The organism is Bradyrhizobium sp. HKCCYLS3070 (assembly GCF_051167575.1).
Lineage (GTDB): Bacteria > Pseudomonadota > Alphaproteobacteria > Rhizobiales > Xanthobacteraceae > Bradyrhizobium.
In genome coordinates this window covers 66,991-84,004 of sequence record NZ_JBNPTI010000004.1, presented here as the reverse complement: position 1 = coordinate 84,004, position 17,014 = coordinate 66,991, and the positions used below count along the sequence as shown (strand labels likewise).

The window sequence follows — 17,014 nt, the reverse complement described above, 5'->3', positions numbered from 1 at the left end:
GAATCAGGAAAACGTGAGAGTTCCGCCCCGCAAAAGCCGACTTGCACCGGCGGCACGGGCAGCGGCGAGGGCATTCTGTGACGATTGTGCCGGACGCAGGGAGCCCATGCGCGGGTGAGCGAGGCCAATTTGGCCCAGTGCATCGACACAGCAGCCTCCAACTGCGGCTGCGAGCTTCGGGCTCTCATCGCGGTGCGGTGGGCTCGCGGCGTCATGGGAATGAATGGCATGCCAATCGGCCTCAGCGCGGTGCCGAGATCCTGGCGGAGGTCGCTCGAGCCCACGACCAGGACCTCGGCATGCCCGCCAAGCTCGGGCGCTGCCTGGAAGCTGCGCGCGACATCGATGATCTCGCATCGACGCCGCTACGGAGAGCCAGGAGCGCCGCCGTCAGATCTACGCCGGATCTCTGCGCGGGCGGCGGGACTGTTGGAGCGCGAGGCGATCGATCGGCGGCGGTTCGATCTGCCGATGAGAGGCTAGTCCGGCCGACATTCACGGACGAATTCGCCCATGGATCCTCTGTGGCGCCGGATCGGCTTAGGTCGCGCTTTCGCCTCAAGTCATCAGTTGGTGCAGTCCCAGCCAACCCGTATAGGTCCCGACCAGTACGATCAGAGCAGCCGAGAGATAGGGCGCCTGGTGCGCGAGGCGGCTGAAGCCGGACCAGTGGCGCTCGACATGCCGAAGGCTGAGTGCGGCCAGAACGCCGACGGACACCATGGTGATGGCCAGGCCGATGCCGAAGCAGAGCACCAGGATGAAGCCCAGGCTGAACTGCTTCAGTTGAAGGCACAACAGCAGGACCGTGATGGCGGCGGGGCAAGGGATCAGACCGCCGCTCAGTCCGAAGAGGACGATCTGTGCGGTCGTGACCGTACGGCCGGCGAAGCGCCGTCGAATGTCGTCGGCGTGGGCGCGCGCATGGGCATCGTCCTCGTCGCCGAGGTCCATGTGATCGTGGGTATGCTCCTCGAACAGGATCTCGACGGAGGCGCCAGCAAGCGTGATCCGCGCCTTGAACGCGTGCGGCTCCGGGATCTCCTCGATGCTCTCCAAGGCGTCGCCGCTGGCCCGGAAACTGAACTGCTGCTCGCGGCCGTCTCCACGAACGGTCGTGACGTGGAGCGTGTCGGCGGGTGGGAGTGCGCCGGTGTCGTTCCGGATCCGCCAACGCGGCGGCACGCCATCTTCGAAGATCTCCACCGACAGCGCGTGGCCGGCAAGCGCGACCGATCGCAGCGCGTCGTGATGGTGATGATGGTCATGGTCATGGTCATGGTGTCCACTCTGGTCCCGCCAGGTGCGCCAGACCATCCAGGCCGCGATGCCGATGATGACGACGGCCGAGATCAGTTGCAGAAGGGCTTCGCTGCGCTCGCCCGAAAGCTCCTGACCGAAGTGAAGACCGGCGAGTGCGATCACCCATACGATCGCGGTGTGGGAGATGGTCGCCGAGAGGCCGAGCAGCACGGCCTGCAGGACGGTGCCGCGGATTGCGACGATGAAGGCGGCCATCATGGTCTTGGAATGACCGGGCTCCAGGCCATGCAGCGCACCCAGGGCAATCGCGCTGGGCACGAACAGCCACGCATGCGCGCTGCCTTGCTGGAGCAGTTGAGACAGATCGGTCAATGCCAGTCTCACTTCAGATAGGTCCGGACCACTTCGATCAGGTCGGCGGCGCCCTTGGCCTTGTCGGGATCGCTTTCGTGCGCGGGGTCCACGACATGGTGCCGGATGTGATCTTCCAGCAGCTCGGTGGTCAGGCCTCCGATTGCGCCCCTGACCGACGCGACGAGCATGAGCACGTCGGCGCAGCCCAACTCCGCTTCGAGCGCGCGCTCCACCGCATCGATCTGGCCCTTGATGCGCCGGACCCGTGCGAGGAGCTTGGACTTGTGTTTGATGGTGTGCGACATCGGGATAATATAGGGGGGTACCCTATATAGGCCAACTTCCCATGTCGACCGCAGACGTCGAATGCGACGCTCGCGGCGTATCCGCTTGCCGATCGGCCCCAGGCAACCCCGTCGTACCGGTCATTGCACGAAACCGACGAGCGCCGCGGATCCCCCGTTCGGATTGACGACCGCCAGGCGGAGGCGGAGTCGACGGCTTCATGGAGCAGGTCCTCTCCTAATGGCCCCGCTGCATCCGCATGGAGCTCATTCGGCCGCCCCGCATCCCCATCGGCGGCATGCCGAGATTGGGCGCGAGCAGTTCGTCGGCCACCTTTCGCTGCTCGTCGGAAAAGGTTGCGACGAGGTCGCTCAGGGCGGTCTTGATCGCTCGCGTGGCGTCGAGGCGAGCCGATAGCGATTTTTCCTGTGCGGTCAGCTGGTCGAGCACCGTCTCCGAGCCGGCCTGCGACATCATCGCAGTCCGCAGATCGCCGAGCGTCTTCGCACGCGCGCGAAACGCGTCGGCGAAGCCGTTCCATGCCGGCATCTGGGCGTCCGTGATCTTGAGCTCCGCCCGCAGGAACGCGATCCGTCCCTCCACATGATCGAGCACCTCCATGCCGCCCATACAATCGTCGGACGGCCGCGTCATGCCGGACATCATCGGCATCATGTTGGACATCGGCATGCCGTCCATCATCTTCATCATGCCGCCGCCCATCATGGTCTGTGACGAACTCGCCCCGCTGGTCGATTTGCCGGCATCAGTTGCTGGCGCTTCCTTCTGATCAGGATGATGGGCCGAATGGTCACTAGAGGATTGAGCAAAGGCGGGATGCGCCAAAGCAGAAAACGCCAACAGAAAAGCCAGGGGCAATTTTTGCATGACCAAGTCCTCCTTCAGGGGGCGATCAACAATGGCCAGACGTGGGCCATTCAGGTTGATCCACATCAACGGTCGGCGGGCTCAGGGGTGACGATCGTTCGTTGTCAGCGCCGGTACGGCTAGTCGCTGACCGTGATCGGGCGCCTTAGCCGCGCCGCCGCGACCACCGGAGCTCCTGTCGCGAAATTTCTCATCGTCTCTCCTCTCGCTGTCGGTGGATCAAGCTGCCCTTTGCACGTCCTGCGACCCGCTCGAGGCGCTTGCCGCCGTCCCGGTTCTGGTCGACAGGCTGCGTCCCTTGACCAGACCGAAGATGGCCGGAATCACGATGAGGGTGAGCAGGGTCGACGAAATCATGCCGCCGATCATCGGCACGGCGATGCGCTGCATGATCTCTGACCCTGTGCCCGTACTCCACATGATCGGCAGCAGGCCCGCCATGATCGCGACAACGGTCATCATCTTCGGGCGCACGCGCTCGACCGCGCCTTCCATGATCGCGTCCTGGAGATCCTGCCGATTCACCGGACAGCCTTCGACGCTGCGCCTCGCCTTCACCGCGGCCAGCGCGTGATCGAGATAGATCAGCATCACGACGCCGGTCTCTGCGGCGACGCCGGCAAGCGCAATGAAGCCGACGGCGACGGCGACCGACAGATTGAAGCCGAGCCACCACATCATCCAGATGCCGCCCACCAGCGCGAACGGCAGCGACAGCATCACGATCAGGGTTTCGGTCATGGCCCTGAAGTTCAGATACAGCAGCAGGAAGATGATGGTGAGCGTCACGGGAATGACGATCTTGAGCCGGGCAGTCGCGCGTTGCAGATACTCATACTGGCCGCTCCAGAGTACATAGGTGCCGGCCGGAAACTGGATGCTCTCGGTGACGGCGCGCTGCGCGTCCGCGACGTAGCTGCCGATGTCGCGGTCGCGGATGTCGACATAGATGTAGGTCGCGAGCTGGCCGTTCTCGGTGCGGATCGAGGTGGGGCCACGTGCCGGCTCGACCTTCGCGACCTCGCCGAGCGGCACGGCGCCGCCTGAGGGCATCGGCACCAGGACATCGCTGGCGATGGCCTTCGGATTGTCGCGGAGATCGCGCGGATAGCGCATGTTCACGCTGAAGCGCTGCCGGCCCTCCACCGTCGTGGTGACCGTCTGGCCGCCGAGCGCGGCCGCGATCGTATCCTGGACGTCCTGGACCAGGAGTCCGTAGCGGGCGAGGGCCTCGCGGTCGGGCGTGATCTCAAGGTAATAGCCGCCGATGCCGCGCTCGGCATAGGCCGAGGAGGTTCCGGGGACGGTCTTGATCACCCGCTCGATCTGCTTGGCCAGACGATCGATCTCGGTCAGGTCCGTGCCTATTACCTTGACGCCGATCGGCGTGCGGATGCCGGTCGAGAGCATGTCGATGCGCGCCTTGATCGGCATGGTCCAGGCGTTGGAGACGCCGGGGAATTGCAGCGCCTTGTCCATCTCGGCAACGAGGCTGTCGATCGTGACGCCGGGACGCCACTGCTCCCTGGGCTTGAGGTTGACGACCGTCTCGAACATCTCGGTCGGCGCGGGGTCGGTGGCGGTCGCCGCCCGCCCGGCCTTGCCGTAGACAGAGGCGACCTCGGGGAACGACTTGATGATCCGATCCTGCATCTGCATCAGCTCGGCGGCCTTGGTGACGGAGATGCCGGGCAGGGTGGTCGGCATGTAGAGCAGCGTGCCCTCGTTCAGGCTCGGCATGAATTCGGTGCCGAGCTGGCGTGCCGGCCAGACGGTGATGGCGAGCACGGCGGCCGCGGCGAGGATCACGAGCGTCTTGGCCCGCAGCACACCCTTGATGACCGGCCGGTAGATCCAGATCAGCAAGCGGTTGATCGGATTGCGATGCTCGGGAACGATCCTGCCGCGCACGAAGATCACCATCAGCGCCGGCACCAGCGTCACCGAGAGTAGCGCCGCTGCCGCCATCGAGAACGTCTTGGTGAAGGCGAGCGGGCTGAACAGCCGGCCTTCCTGCGATTCCAACGTGAAGATCGGCATGAACGACACGGTGATGATCAGCAGGCTGAAGAACAGGGCGGGACCGACCTCCGCGGCCGCGTCGATCAGGATCTGGACGCGTGATGCGTCGGGCTCGGCACGCTCCAGATGCTTGTGGGCGTTCTCGATCATGACGATCGCGGCATCCACCATGGCGCCGATCGCAATCGCGATGCCCCCCAGGCTCATGATGTTCGAGCCGAGTCCGAGCAGCTTCATCGCGCCGAACGCCATCAGCACGCCGACCGGCAACATCAGGATGGCGACCAGGGCGCTGCGGACGTGCAGCAGGAACACGATGCAGACGAAGGCGACGACGATGCTCTCCTCGAGCAGCGTGTGCTTCAGCGTGTCGATGGCGGCATAGATCAGGTTCGAGCGGTCGTAGACCGGAACGATCTCGACCGATTTGGGCAGGCTGCTCGCGATCTCATGCAGGCGCTTCTTGACGTTCTCGATCACGTCGAGCGCGTTGACGCCGAAGCGCTGTAGTACGATGCCGCTGGCGACCTCGCCCTCGCCATTGAGCTCGGCGATGCCGCGCCGTTCGTCGGGGCCAAGCTCGACATTGGCGACGTCGCGCAGCAGCACGGGCGTGCCGCCTGAGCTCTTGAGCACGATGTTGCCGAGATCGTTGATGCTCTTCAGATAGCCCTTGCCGCGGATGACGTATTCGAACTCGGACAGCTCGACCGTCCGGCCGCCGACATCGGCATTGCTGGCGCGGATCGCGTCGCGGATCTTCTGCAGGCTGATGCCGCGGTCGCGCATGCGCTGCGGGTCGAGCACGACGTTGTACTGCTTGACGAAGCCGCCGATGCTCGCGACCTCGGCGACACCCTCGGCCTTGGCGAGCGCGAACTTCAGGTTCCAGTCCTGGATCGTGCGGGTGTCGGCGAGATTCAGCTCCTTCGACATGACGGCGTATTGGTAGACCCAGCCGACGCCGGTCGCGTCCGGGCCGATCGTCGGCGTGATCCCCGCCGGAAGCCGCGAGGCCGCGCTGTTCAGGAACTCCATCACGCGCGAGCGCGCCCAGTAGATGTCGGTGCCGTCCTCGAAGATGACGTAGACGAACGACACGCCGAAGAACGAGAAGCCGCGCACGACCTTCGACTTCGGCACCGTGAGCATGGCGGTCGTCAGGGGATAGGTGACCTGGTCTTCGATGACCTCAGGCGCCTGACCGGGATACTCGGTGTAGACGATCACCTGGGTGTCCGACAGATCGGGAATCGCGTCGAGCGGCAGGTGAATGAGTGCGTAGAGCCCGGCTGCGGCGGCGAAGCCGGTCCCGAACAGGACCAGCAGCAGGTTGCGCGCCGACCAGGCAATGATGCGGGCGATCATTTGTGGTCTCCCATGCCGGCGTGGTCGCTGCCGGCGGATTGCGCTTCGTCGGAGTCCGCGAAGCTCTTCAGCGCGGCCTTCAGGTTGCTTTCGGCGTCGATCAGGAAGTTGGCCGAGATGACGACCGCCTCGCCATCCGACAGGCCATCGCGCACCTCGACATAGCCGGCGCCGCGGCGGCCGAGCGTCACGGCGCGCGGCTCGTAGCGGCCGCCGCCCTTGTCGATGAGGACCGCCTGGCGCCTGCCGGTGTCGAGCACGGCATCAGCGGGCACGGCCAAGAGCGGCGCCGGGTCCGCGGTGTCGATCTCGGCATCGACATACATGTCGGGGAGCAGCGCGAGGTCCGGATTGGCGAGCTCGATCCGTAGGCGCGCCGTCCGCGTGTCCTTGTTCACCTGGGGATAGACGACTGCGATCGAGCCGGCGAAGGTTCGGCCCGCGAAGCTGCGCGCATGGATCGTCACGGGCTGTCCGACGGCGATGCTGCCGAGGTCGCGTTCGGCGACATCGACCAAGGCCCAGACCGTCGAGATGTCGGCGATCCGGAACAGCACGTCGCCCGGATTGGCGCGCATGCCTTCGGTCGCATTGCGCTCCAGCACGACGCCATCGCGCGGCGCCGACCATTGAACCGTGATCGGTGCGACGCGCGACCTCTCCATCGCCATGATCACCGGCTCCGGGACGTCCAGATTGGTCAAGCGCTGGCGCGCGCCGCGGCCGTAGGTTGCGTTGCCGCCGACGATGCTGGAATTGATGGTGGAGAGATACTCGGCTGCGGCCGCGGCCATCGCAGAGCTGTAGATCTCCATCAGCGGCTGGCCCGCCTTCACGCGCGTGCCCGTGGTCACGTCGGCGACCTTCTGCACGAAGCTCTCGGCCCGCATCGCGATCACGGAGACTCGGCGCTCGTCGAGCTGGATCGTTCCCGGTGCCTTGACGGCGATGCGGAGCGTGCGCCGCTCGACCGGCGTGGATCTCACGCCCGTCCGCTGGATCTTGCCGGGCGACAGCTTCACCGCGCCATCCTCGGCATCGTCGCCCTCGTAGACGGGAACGTAGTCCATTCCCATCGGGTCCTTCTTCGGAGAAGGCGACGTGTCAGGCAGGCCCATGGGATTGCGGTAGTAGAGAATCCGGCGCGAGGAGTCCGCCTGCTGCTTCGGCTTGGCGGGGGCGGGCGCGGCTTGATCGTCGTCGTAGACCGGCAGGTAGTCCCGCCCGCGCTCGTCCTTCCTGGGGCCTGCCGACCAGGCAGGGGCGCCGCTGGGATCGCGATAATACAGCGGCATCCGCTCCGCCGCCGTGGCGGCAAGATGGGGGCGGAGCGACGGCGGCGATGTCTGGATCGACCAGAGACCACCCAAACCAAGGCCGGCGCCGAGCGTAACGGCCGCGAGCAGACGCAATGTGTTCATGACATCACCGTGAGGCGCGCGACGCGCGCGATCCGTTGGGAAGGGCGGGGCGCTCGTCGGGGAGCGCCCCGCAGGCTCACTTCGTCGCCTTGACGACGACCTTGCCGGTGACCGTCTCCGGCTCGCCCTGCACCTTCGCGGAGAGTGTGACCTGGTAGCGCCCGGCCATCGGCAGGTCGGTCTTGAAGGCGTAGACGCCGGGCTCCTTGGACGGCAGCGGCGCCACCTCCGACACCATGTCGGCCATCCCATCCGGCGCCATGTCGACGCGTGTCTTGAAAATGACCGCGTCAGTTACGGCCTTGCCGGTCTGCTTATGGGTGAGACGAACGGCGACCGTGACGTCGTCGCCCTTCTTCATCTCGGCCGTGACGGGCTCGAAGCTGTAGTCGGCGGCGCCGGCGATGGCGGCCGGTGCGGCGAGCGAAAGGGTGGCGGCGAGGGCCGCGGTGCTGATTCTGGAAAGCATGGTCCTGTCCTCATGAATGGATCTCGGCCGTGGCGCCCGCGGCGCGCACGTCAGTCATCGGCGCGCAGACATTGTGCGCGTCGGCTCGTGCGAGATCAGACTCGAGGAGGTCGGAACGGAGGACTGCCGCTGTGAAGAGAAGCGACCTGATCGGCGGGAATGGCGATCCTGGTCGCGCTCACGGCGAGGGGCGCGAAGGCAACGGCCCTGACATCGCCGAGCGCAACCGTCCCTCCCGCGCAGCAGAAACCCATGCTGCATTTGGTGTTGTGCGACGGGGAGCCGGTGCCCTTCATGTCGTCGGGGCAGCATTCGTCCATCGACATGCCGGCCCCGTCGTCCATCTGCATGCTCGTCTGCATCTCGTTCGACGACGCCATCACAGCCGCTGATGCGCCGATCGGCAGCATCGCCACGGACAGGGCAATCGCGAACGCCAGGATGGTACGGACGAGCCGCATCGAGATGGAGTTACCTTTCCGGTCGCAGAGCAAGACAGCTAACATAAGCCAGGCGCCGACGCAGTCGTTGATCCCGCTCAATCCTGCGTGACCATCGCGTCGCCGGAGGCATGACGACGGGCCAGACCAGCACAAGCGATCGCATGAAAGGAAAAGGATGGCGACGGCAAATGGTGGGCGCACAAGGGATCGAACCTTGGACCTCTCCCGTGTGAAGGGAACGCTCTCCCGCTGAGCTATGCGCCCGGTTGCCGGTGGCGGTCGTGGCTGTGAGCCAGCGAGCCGCCGAAGCAGTCCGTCGGAGCCCGCGATTTACGAAGCGCGGGCAGGGGGTGTCAAGGATTTGCGGCGGAGATGGCGAGGAAAACTGCCGGGGTGCGGTGGCCCGTCCTCGATCGGGGCCGAAACCGGCCCTCTCGCGGGCCGGCCTCCATACTGAAGCGACGGGCAGATATCCGCCGCACTCGGCTCCGATCCGGCGGCCTCAGGCCCCGAGCTGCCGTGCTCGCGAGGCATGAGACTGCAGCGCGCGGATGCGGTCGGCCAGGGTACCGCCCTGGGGCGCACCGCCGGCCGCAGCAGCCGGCGCCGCGGCAACGCCATTGGCGTTGGCAGGCTTGGCGGGGGCCGGCTCGGCGGCCAGCATGGCCTCGATCGTCGAGTTCGGGCCCTCGATCTGCATCGCGAGCTTGGCGACCTCGGCGGCGATGTCGTTGATACGTTCGCGCAACAGCGCGTTCTCCATCCGCTCCTGGGCCCAGGTGCTCTCGGCCTGCTGCTGGATGGCGTTCATCTCGCGCTGCAGCTTGGTGCGCTCGTCGCGGGCGGCCTGCAGCTGCTGTTCGAGGGCGGCCTTCTCGGATTTGAGCCGCTCGAACGCGGCCGACTTGCCGCTGCCCATGCCGGCCAGCTCCTCGCGCAGCTCCTTCAAGGCGCGGTCGGCGGCCACGTTGGCCTCGCGCAGCTGGTTGTTCTCGAAATCACGTTCGGCAAGCAGCTTGCCCTGGGTCGACAGCCGGCCCTCGAGGTCGGCGACGCGGCTCGCCAGCATCTCGGCTTCCTTGACCTGGACGATCAGCTGGCGGTCGAGCTCGGTGACGCGCTGGCTGAGATTCTCGACCCGCGCGCGGGCGTCGTTGAGCGCCTTGGTCGCGGTGTCGGATTCGTCGCGCTCCAGCGCGAGCCGCGTCTGGGTCGCGGAGAATTCCTTCTCGGCGTCGGCCACGCGGCTGCGCAGCTCCTCGACCTGGGTCCTGACCGACACCAGCTCGACCTGCCGGCTGTCGGCCAGCAAAGCCTTGTCGTTGAGCTCGGCAGTCAGGCGCACCTGCTCGGCCTGCTTCTCCTTCAGCGCCTGCTCGGCGGCGCGCAGCGCCTCCGTCTTGGCGGCGAATTCTTCCTCGGTGGCGCGCAGCTGATCCTTCAGCGCCTTCTCGCGCGCCTCCAGCGCAAAGATCGCGGCGTTCTTCTCGCCGAGCTCGATCTTCATGCGGTTGATGGCGTCGGTCTTCTTGCCGAGGTCGGCGAGCTGGCCGGTGGCCTTGTTCTTGAGCGCGTCGACGCTCATCTCCAGCCGCCGCGCCGACATCGCGAACTCCGCGCGCAGCTGGTCCTTGTCGGCCTGGATCTCGGCCATCGACAGCGGCGTCGCCGCCTCGAGCCGGCGCGTCGTCAGCCGCACCGCACGATTGTGCACCAGCGGCACGATCATCAGCGCACAGAGCATGGCGATCAGAAAACCGATCGCAAAATACATGATCGGCTCGACCATGACGCACAACTCCCGGTCAGAAATGATTAACGGAATCACAATGCACGGCGGGCTGATTCAACGCCAGCCCAATGCCGTGTTAACCTTGATCCGTCACGGGAGAACGTGTCCTCGCGGCATCAATTGGCGGTATCGGCGGCGGCCTCAGAACGGGTTCCAGGTCGCGCTCGGCGTGAACTTGAGGTAGCCGACATTGGCGCCGAGCCGCAGGCCGATGCCGGACCTGATCGGGACCAGCACGATGTTGTTGGCGGTGAGCGCCGTCATGCCGAAGCCGCCGACGATATAGGCCGAGCCGTCGATGCCGACGAAGCGCTGGTAGATCGCGCTGGTGGCCGGCAGGTTGTAGACCAGCGTCATGGTGCGGGCGCCGTCGCCGCCCCAGTCGAAGCCGAGCGAGGGGCCCTGCCAATAGACGCGGAGGTCGCCGGCGTTCTTGGTGTAGAGCGTGCCTTCGCCGTAACGGAGACCGGCGACGAAGGCACCGGCGCCTTCCTCACCCAGGATGTAGCCATTCGGCAGGCCCCATTGGCTGACGGCGCGCTCGATCACCGAGGCGAGGCCGCGCGAGACGTTGCCGAAGAAGCGGTGGCCGGCATTGACGAGCTCGTCCGGGTTGAAGCTGTCCGGGCTCGGCGCAGGGCGCGGCGGGGGGGCGGGCTGCTGATACGGCGGCGCGGCAGGCGGGGGCGCCTGCTGCGCGGCGACCGACGCGGTCATGGCCAGCACGGCCGCGAACGTCGTGGCGGCAAGGCGGGATGCGAAACTCATCGATGGAAATCCCCTGCTATCGGCTGCCCGAGCCTCGCCTTAACCTGACGCCAATCACATCGGCCGATTGTCGGGCGAGGGGCGATGCCCCTGCGACTCCCATGTTATCGGCACCAACTATGACCGCACAACGGCAACAACCGCCCCAGACCGGGTCAAAGTCGCTGTTTCGCCTTGTAATTGCCGCTATCGCGCTCGCTGCGCTGCCGCCGGTCGGCGCGCCGGCGGCCACGACGCAGCGCATCATCTCCGACCGCTTCAGCGGGCTGGCGATCGACGGCTTCGACCCTGTTTCCTATTTCGTGGATGGCAGGGCCATGCCGGGGCTGCCGGATTTCGAGGCGTCCCAGGGTGGAGTGGTCTGGCGGTTTCGCAACGAGGGCAATCGCGCCTCGTTCCTGGCCCATCCGGAGGTCTACGGCCCGCAATTCGGCGGCTACGACCCGACCGATGTGGCTCGCGGCGTAACGGTGGCCGGCAACCCGCGCTTTTTCGTCGTGGTCGAGGAACGGCTGTTCCTGTTCAACCGCGAAGAGAGCCGCGACGCTTTCGCGGCCGACCCGAGCCGCTATCTGCCGGGTGCGGAGGCCCGTTGGCCGGCGCTCGAGGGCGACCTGCCGCAATAGCGCGGCAGGGCTGTCTCAAACCTTCACCGCAGCCGGGTCGCCCCAGGCGATGAAGGACGGCACGATGAAGCCGTCGGGGCGCTCGCCATAGCGCAACGGCGCGCCGGTCTCGCTGGTGACGGTGCCGCCGGCGGCTGAGACCACGGCGTGGCCTGCCGCCACGTCCCATTCCGAGGTCGGGCCGAGCCGGGGATAGATGTCGGCCAGACCTTCGGCGAGCCGGCCGAACTTCACGGCCGAGCCGAGCGGCAGGCGCACCGCGCCCGGACGCGCCGCAATGAAGGCTTCGGTGCGGGCATCGCCATGCGACCGGCTGACCGCGGCGACCCATGCCGCGCCTTGCGGCGGCATCGGCCGGGTGCGGATCGGCTCGGCGGCCGCCAGACCCGCCTCCGTGAACGACAGCCGCTCGGCGCCACGGCCGACCAGGCCGCGCCAGATCTGGCCGATCGCCGGCGCGCAGACGATGCCGAGCAGCGGGCTGCCGTCGGTAACCAGCGCCAGATTGACCGTGAACTCGCCGCGCCCGGCGACGAACTCCTTGGTGCCGTCGAGCGGATCGATCAGGAAGAAGCTGCCCTCGAACGGTCCTGCGCTCGTTCCGACCCGCTCCTCCGACAGCGCGGGAATCGCGGGCGCCAGCCGCGCCAGCCCCTCGGCAATGACCCGGTCGGCGGCAAGATCGGCCTCGGTGACCGGCGAGCCGTCGGATTTGTCGGTAACGGCCATGGCGCGGCGGTTGACGGCGAGGATCGCGTAGGCCGCCTCGACGACGAGCTCCGTCAGGGGCGTCATCAGCGCCGCGGCGGCCTCGACCCCGACGGTTCCTGCAGTCGGTGCCGTCGTCATTGCGCGGTGCTCCTTCCGGCCGTTCCGTACGCAGCTGGCATCATCGTATCCCTGTTCTGGCGCCCGGCGCATCCGGGTACGGCCGTTCGCACGTTCATTGCGGCTGCCGGGAAAACCGCTACGTACTTTCCCGTGTGCCGCTCTCAGTTCGGTGGCGGTCCATGCTTTCGCAGTGTATCAAGCGTTAACGCAAGCATGATTCGCCCAGGTTCGCGGATTTCAGGAACATCGAATGTCCGGCACGTCCTCTCCCGAGATCGCCAATCCGATACCCGCTCCCGATACGCTCGAACTTGCCGCTCTGCTCTGCTCGAAGGTCTGCCACGACCTGATTAGTCCGGTCGGGGCCATCGTCAATGGGCTCGAGGTGCTCGACGACAATCCGAAGCCGGAGGATCGCGACTTCGCGCTGGAGCTGATCCGCAAGAGCGCCAAGACGGCGTCGGCCCGGCTGCAATTCTGCCGCCTCGCCTTTGGTGCGGCCGGCTCTGCGGGCGCGCAGATCGATCTCGGCGACGCCCAGACCATGGCGCGCGGCCACATCGAGGACGCCAAGACCTCGATCACCTGGAATCTGCCGCGGCTGCTGTTGCCCAAGAACCGGGTCAAGCTGCTGCTCAACATGATGGTGGTGGCGCAGCAGACGATCCCGCGCGGCGGCATGCTGACCGTCGACCCGATCGGCGATGGCGAGACCATGAGCTTCCGTGTCGCCGCCACCGGGCTCAATGCCCGGCTGCCGCAGAACATCGTCAATCTGCTCGGTGGCGACTTGCAATCGACCATCGATGCCCACGCGGTGCAGCCCTACTACACCCGTCTGCTCGCCGATGCCTGCGGCCTCAAGGTGACGCTCACCGCCGACGGCAATGCGATGGTCGTGCAGGCGGCCTGATCGGGCGGACGTCCTGCCGCGTCAGTCCTGCGACCTCGTGTCGTGGGACAGACGCAACAATCCATTCACCATGGTTAATCAAGCCTTGCCGATGTGTCCGAACTTGTCCGGATGCATCTTATCTCTTTGTTGAGTCCGTTCATTTGCGCTTACTCAACTAATATTAAACGCTTTGCACCGAAACTGGCCACGGTTTGAAGGGCGCGTCATGTCGCGTTCCGTTGCGTGCGAAGGCCAGTTTCATGGATGACCTGTTGCGTGAGTTCCTGACGGAGACCAGCGAGAGCCTGGACACCGTCGACAATCAATTGGTGCGGTTCGAGCAGGAGCCGAACAACGCCAAGATCCTCGATAACATCTTCCGGCTGGTGCACACGATCAAGGGGACCTGCGGTTTCCTCGGCCTGCCGCGGCTCGAGGCGCTGGCGCACGCCGCCGAAACATTGATGGGCAAATTCCGCGACGGCATGCCGGTGACCGGCGAGGCCGTGACGCTGATCCTGACCACGATCGACCGCATCAAGGACATCCTGGGACAGCTCGAGGCCAACGAGGCCGAGCCCGAGGGCGAGGACCGCGACCTCATCAGCGAGCTCGAGGCCATGGTCGAGCGCGGCATGGCGGCGATGGCCGCCGGCGAGGCGGCCCCGCCGCTGGTGCCGGCCGCGCCGCCCGCCCCCGCGGTGACGCACGGCTCGCTGATCGACCAGACGCTGGAGCGTCCGCTGCGTCCGGGCGAAGTGTCGCTCGACGAGCTCGAGCGGGCCTTCCGCGAGACCGCGATCGAGTTGCCGCCCGCGCATGAGAAGGCGCCTGAGCCCAAGGCCGCTGCCCCGGCGCCGGTCGCCAAGGCCGGGCCTGCCAAGGCGGAAGCAGAGGCCAAGGCCGAGCCGAAGAAGGCGGCGCGGCCGAAGGTCAATGCCGACGGCGAGGTGCACGAGAACGACAAGGTCGCCAACCAGTCGATCCGCGTCAACGTCGACACGCTCGAACATCTGATGACGATGGTCTCGGAGCTGGTGCTGACGCGCAACCAGCTCCTGGAGATCGCCCGCCGCAACGAGGACACCGAGTTCAAGGTGCCGCTGCAGCGGCTGTCCAACGTCACCGCCGAGCTGCAGGAGGGCGTCATGAAGACGCGCATGCAGCCGATCGGCAATGCCTGGCAGAAGCTGCCGCGCATCGTCCGCGACCTCGCCACCGAACTCGGCAAGCAGATCGAGCTCGAGATGCACGGCGCCGACACCGAGCTCGACCGCCAGGTGCTCGACCTGATCAAGGACCCGCTCACCCACATGGTGCGCAACTCCGCCGATCACGGCCTGGAGACGATGGCCGAGCGCGCCGCGGCCGGCAAGGCCGAGCAGGGCACCATCCGGCTGTCCGCCTATCACGAAGGCGGCCATATCATCATCTGCATCGCCGACAACGGCCGCGGCCTCAACACCGAGCGCATCAAGGCCAAGGCCTTGGCGAACGGCCTCGTCACCGAGGCCGAGCTCGAGAAGATGACGGAAGCGCAGATCCACAAGTTCATCTTCGAGCCGGGCTTCTCGACCGCGGCCGCCGTCACCTCGGTCTCGGGCCGCGGCGTCGGCATGGACGTGGTGCGCACCAACATCGACCAGATCGGCGGCACCATCGACATCAAGTCGGTGCTCGGCGAGGGCACCTCGGTCACCATCAAGATCCCGCTGACGCTCGCGATCGTCTCGGCGCTGATCGTCGAAGCCGGCGGCGACCGCTTCGCGATCCCGCAATTGTCGGTCGTCGAGCTGGTGCGTGCGCGCGCCAACTCCGAGCACCGCATCGAGCGCATCAAGGACACCGCGGTGCTGCGCTTGCGCAACAAGCTGCTGCCGCTGATGCATCTGAAGAAGCTCCTGAAGATCGACGACGGCTCGTCGACCGATCCGGAGAATGGCTTCATCGTGGTGACGCAGGTCGGCAACCAGACCTTCGGCATCGTGGTCGACTGCGTGTTCCACACCGAGGAAATCGTGGTCAAGCCGATGTCGACCAAGCTGCGTCACATCGACATGTTCTCGGGCAACACCATCCTGGGCGACGGCGCCGTGATCATGATCATCGATCCGAACGGCATTGCGAAAGCGCTCGGCGCCGCCGGCTCGGCCTCGCAGGCGGTGTCGGACGAGCACGCCGCGCATCACGCCATCGGCGGCGAGCAGCTCACCTCGCTGCTGGTGTTCCGCGCCGGCACGGCGCAGCCCAAGGCGGTGCCGCTGGCGCTGGTCACGCGCCTGGAGGAGATCGCGGCCGACAAGATCGAGATCTCCAACGGCCGCTACATGGTGCAGTACCGCGACCAGCTGATGCCCCTGGTGCAGATGGAAGGCGTGTCGGTGCAGACGTCGGGCTCGCAGCCGATCCTGGTGTTCGCCGACGAGACCCGCGCGATGGGCCTCGTGGTCGACGAGATCATCGACATCGTCGAGGAGCGGCTCAACATCCAGGTCTCCGGCGCCAAGGATGGCATCCTCGGCTCGGCGGTGATCAAGGGCCAGGCGACCGAGGTGATCGACGTCGGCCACTTCCTGCCGATGGCCTTCGCCGACTGGTTCATCCGCAAGGAGATGCACACCGACGCGCAGACGCAGTCGGTGCTGCTGGTCGACGACTCGCCGTTCTTCCGCAACATGCTGGCGCCGGTGTTGAAGTCGGCCGGCTACAAGGTGCGCACGGCGGCCTCGGCGATCGAGGGCCTGGCCACGCTGCGCTCCGGGCACAGCTTCGACATCGTCGTCACCGACATCGAGATGCCGGAGATGAACGGCTTCGAGTTCACCGAGGCGATCCGCGCCGACCAGAACCTGAGCCAGATGCCGGTCATCGCGGTGTCGTCGCTGGTGTCGCCGGCGGCGATCGAGCGCGGCCGCCAGGCGGGTCTCTACGACTACATCGCCAAGTTCGACCGGCCCGGCCTGATCGCGGCGCTGAAGGAACAGATCGAGGAACGGGCCCGCGCCGAAGCCAACCGGCGGGCCGCGTGACAGCAAGCGGACAGGAGTAGCGTGCGATGAGCAGCAAGATCGAAACCACCGAGGGCGCCGCCGTCGAATACGTCACTGCGATGATCGGCGGCCAGCTGTTCGGCCTGCCGATCTCCCGGGTGCAGGACGTGTTCATGCCGGAGCGGGTGACGCGGGTGCCGCTGTCATCGGCGGAGATCGCCGGGGTCCTGAACCTGCGCGGCCGCATCGTGACCGTCGTCGACATGCGGGCGCGGCTCGGCCTTGCCCGCGCCGAGGACGGCAAGCCGCCGATGGCGGTCGGCGTCGATCTGCGCGGCGAGTCCTACGGTCTCCTGATCGACCAGATCGGCGAGGTGCTGCGGCTGCCCGAGGAGGGCCGGGAGGAGAACCCCGTCAATCTCGACCCGCGCATGGCGAAGCTTGCCGGCGGCGTGCACCGCCTCGACGGCCAGCTGATGGTCATTCTCGACGTCGATCGCGTGCTCGAGCTCGCCGCCGACAAGATGGCGGCCTGAACACTGCAACGTGCGGGCAGCGGCGCATCATGCGTCGTTGCATTGGATCCTGATCTCGTGAGG

The 17,014-nt window shown here is 66.6% G+C and carries 14 protein-coding genes and 1 tRNA gene; 4 read left to right on the top strand and 11 right to left on the bottom strand.

Translation table 11 applies throughout. The annotated features are described in order from the left end of the window. Window positions 1–558 precede the first annotated feature (558 nt). The 10 genes from ACQR03_RS15495 to ACQR03_RS15450 form a co-directional block, all read right to left on the bottom strand. A complete protein-coding gene (locus tag ACQR03_RS15495; protein WP_315752670.1) occupies window positions 559–1,635 on the bottom strand; it encodes a nickel/cobalt efflux transporter in 1,077 nt (358 codons plus the stop codon). Window positions 1,636–1,643: 8 nt separating this feature from the next. Next, entirely contained in the window at window positions 1,644–1,922 is a 279-nt protein-coding gene (locus ACQR03_RS15490) for a metal/formaldehyde-sensitive transcriptional repressor (RefSeq protein ID WP_315714001.1), read from the bottom strand. A 217-nt stretch (window positions 1,923–2,139) separates the two neighbouring features. After that, on the bottom strand, window positions 2,140–2,856 hold the full coding sequence (locus ACQR03_RS15485; protein ID WP_434841690.1) for a Spy/CpxP family protein refolding chaperone: 717 nt from the start codon (window positions 2,854–2,856) through the stop codon (window positions 2,140–2,142). A 153-nt stretch (window positions 2,857–3,009) separates the two neighbouring features. Beyond that, window positions 3,010–6,180 (bottom strand): efflux RND transporter permease subunit, encoded by a 3,171-nt coding sequence (locus ACQR03_RS15480; protein ID WP_316169439.1) that lies wholly within the window; start codon window positions 6,178–6,180, stop codon window positions 3,010–3,012. Further along, on the bottom strand, window positions 6,177–7,601 hold the full coding sequence (locus ACQR03_RS15475) for an efflux RND transporter periplasmic adaptor subunit (RefSeq protein WP_316201365.1): 1,425 nt from the start codon (window positions 7,599–7,601) through the stop codon (window positions 6,177–6,179). The genes ACQR03_RS15480 and ACQR03_RS15475 overlap by 4 nt, the downstream gene beginning before the upstream one ends. A 76-nt stretch (window positions 7,602–7,677) precedes the next feature. Further along, window positions 7,678–8,070, bottom strand: coding sequence for a FixH family protein (locus ACQR03_RS15470; RefSeq protein ID WP_315714005.1), 393 nt, complete (start codon window positions 8,068–8,070; stop codon window positions 7,678–7,680). A 95-nt stretch (window positions 8,071–8,165) separates the two neighbouring features. Next, complete coding sequence (locus ACQR03_RS15465; RefSeq protein ID WP_434841781.1) at window positions 8,166–8,531, bottom strand: hypothetical protein; 366 nt, start codon at window positions 8,529–8,531, stop codon at window positions 8,166–8,168. Between the two features lie 171 nt (window positions 8,532–8,702). After that, window positions 8,703–8,777: transfer RNA gene (locus ACQR03_RS15460), tRNA-Val, on the bottom strand. A gap of 238 nt (window positions 8,778–9,015) precedes the next feature. Beyond that, on the bottom strand, window positions 9,016–10,302 hold the full coding sequence (locus ACQR03_RS15455) for a hypothetical protein (protein ID WP_315714006.1): 1,287 nt from the start codon (window positions 10,300–10,302) through the stop codon (window positions 9,016–9,018). A 144-nt stretch (window positions 10,303–10,446) separates the two neighbouring features. Further along, window positions 10,447–11,073 (bottom strand): DUF1134 domain-containing protein, encoded by a 627-nt coding sequence (locus tag ACQR03_RS15450; RefSeq protein WP_315714007.1) that lies wholly within the window; start codon window positions 11,071–11,073, stop codon window positions 10,447–10,449. A 119-nt stretch (window positions 11,074–11,192) separates the two neighbouring features. Between ACQR03_RS15450 and ACQR03_RS15445 the strand changes: the two genes are divergently transcribed. Next, window positions 11,193–11,699: a YHS domain-containing (seleno)protein gene (locus ACQR03_RS15445; protein WP_315752674.1), complete on the top strand. Its 507-nt coding sequence runs from the start codon at window positions 11,193–11,195 to the stop codon at window positions 11,697–11,699. Window positions 11,700–11,714: 15 nt separating this feature from the next. On the opposite strand, the gene cysQ is transcribed toward ACQR03_RS15445, so the two are convergent. Further along, window positions 11,715–12,548 (bottom strand): 3'(2'),5'-bisphosphate nucleotidase CysQ, encoded by an 834-nt coding sequence (gene cysQ / locus ACQR03_RS15440; protein WP_316201363.1) that lies wholly within the window; start codon window positions 12,546–12,548, stop codon window positions 11,715–11,717. 232 nt (window positions 12,549–12,780) lie between these two features. On the opposite strand from cysQ, the gene chpT reads away from it, so the two are divergent. The 3 genes from chpT (at window position 12,781) to ACQR03_RS15425 (ending at window position 16,951) form a co-directional block, all read left to right on the top strand. Beyond that, window positions 12,781–13,443 (top strand): histidine phosphotransferase ChpT, encoded by a 663-nt coding sequence (gene chpT / locus ACQR03_RS15435; RefSeq protein ID WP_315752676.1) that lies wholly within the window; start codon window positions 12,781–12,783, stop codon window positions 13,441–13,443. Window positions 13,444–13,685: 242 nt separating this feature from the next. Beyond that, entirely contained in the window at window positions 13,686–16,454 is a 2,769-nt protein-coding gene (locus tag ACQR03_RS15430) for a hybrid sensor histidine kinase/response regulator (RefSeq protein ID WP_315714011.1), read from the top strand. Between the two features lie 26 nt (window positions 16,455–16,480). Continuing rightward, the gene (locus ACQR03_RS15425) at window positions 16,481–16,951 is read left to right on the top strand and encodes a chemotaxis protein CheW (protein WP_315714012.1); all 471 of its coding nucleotides are present in this window, start codon (window positions 16,481–16,483) and stop codon (window positions 16,949–16,951) included. Window positions 16,952–17,014 lie beyond the last annotated feature (63 nt).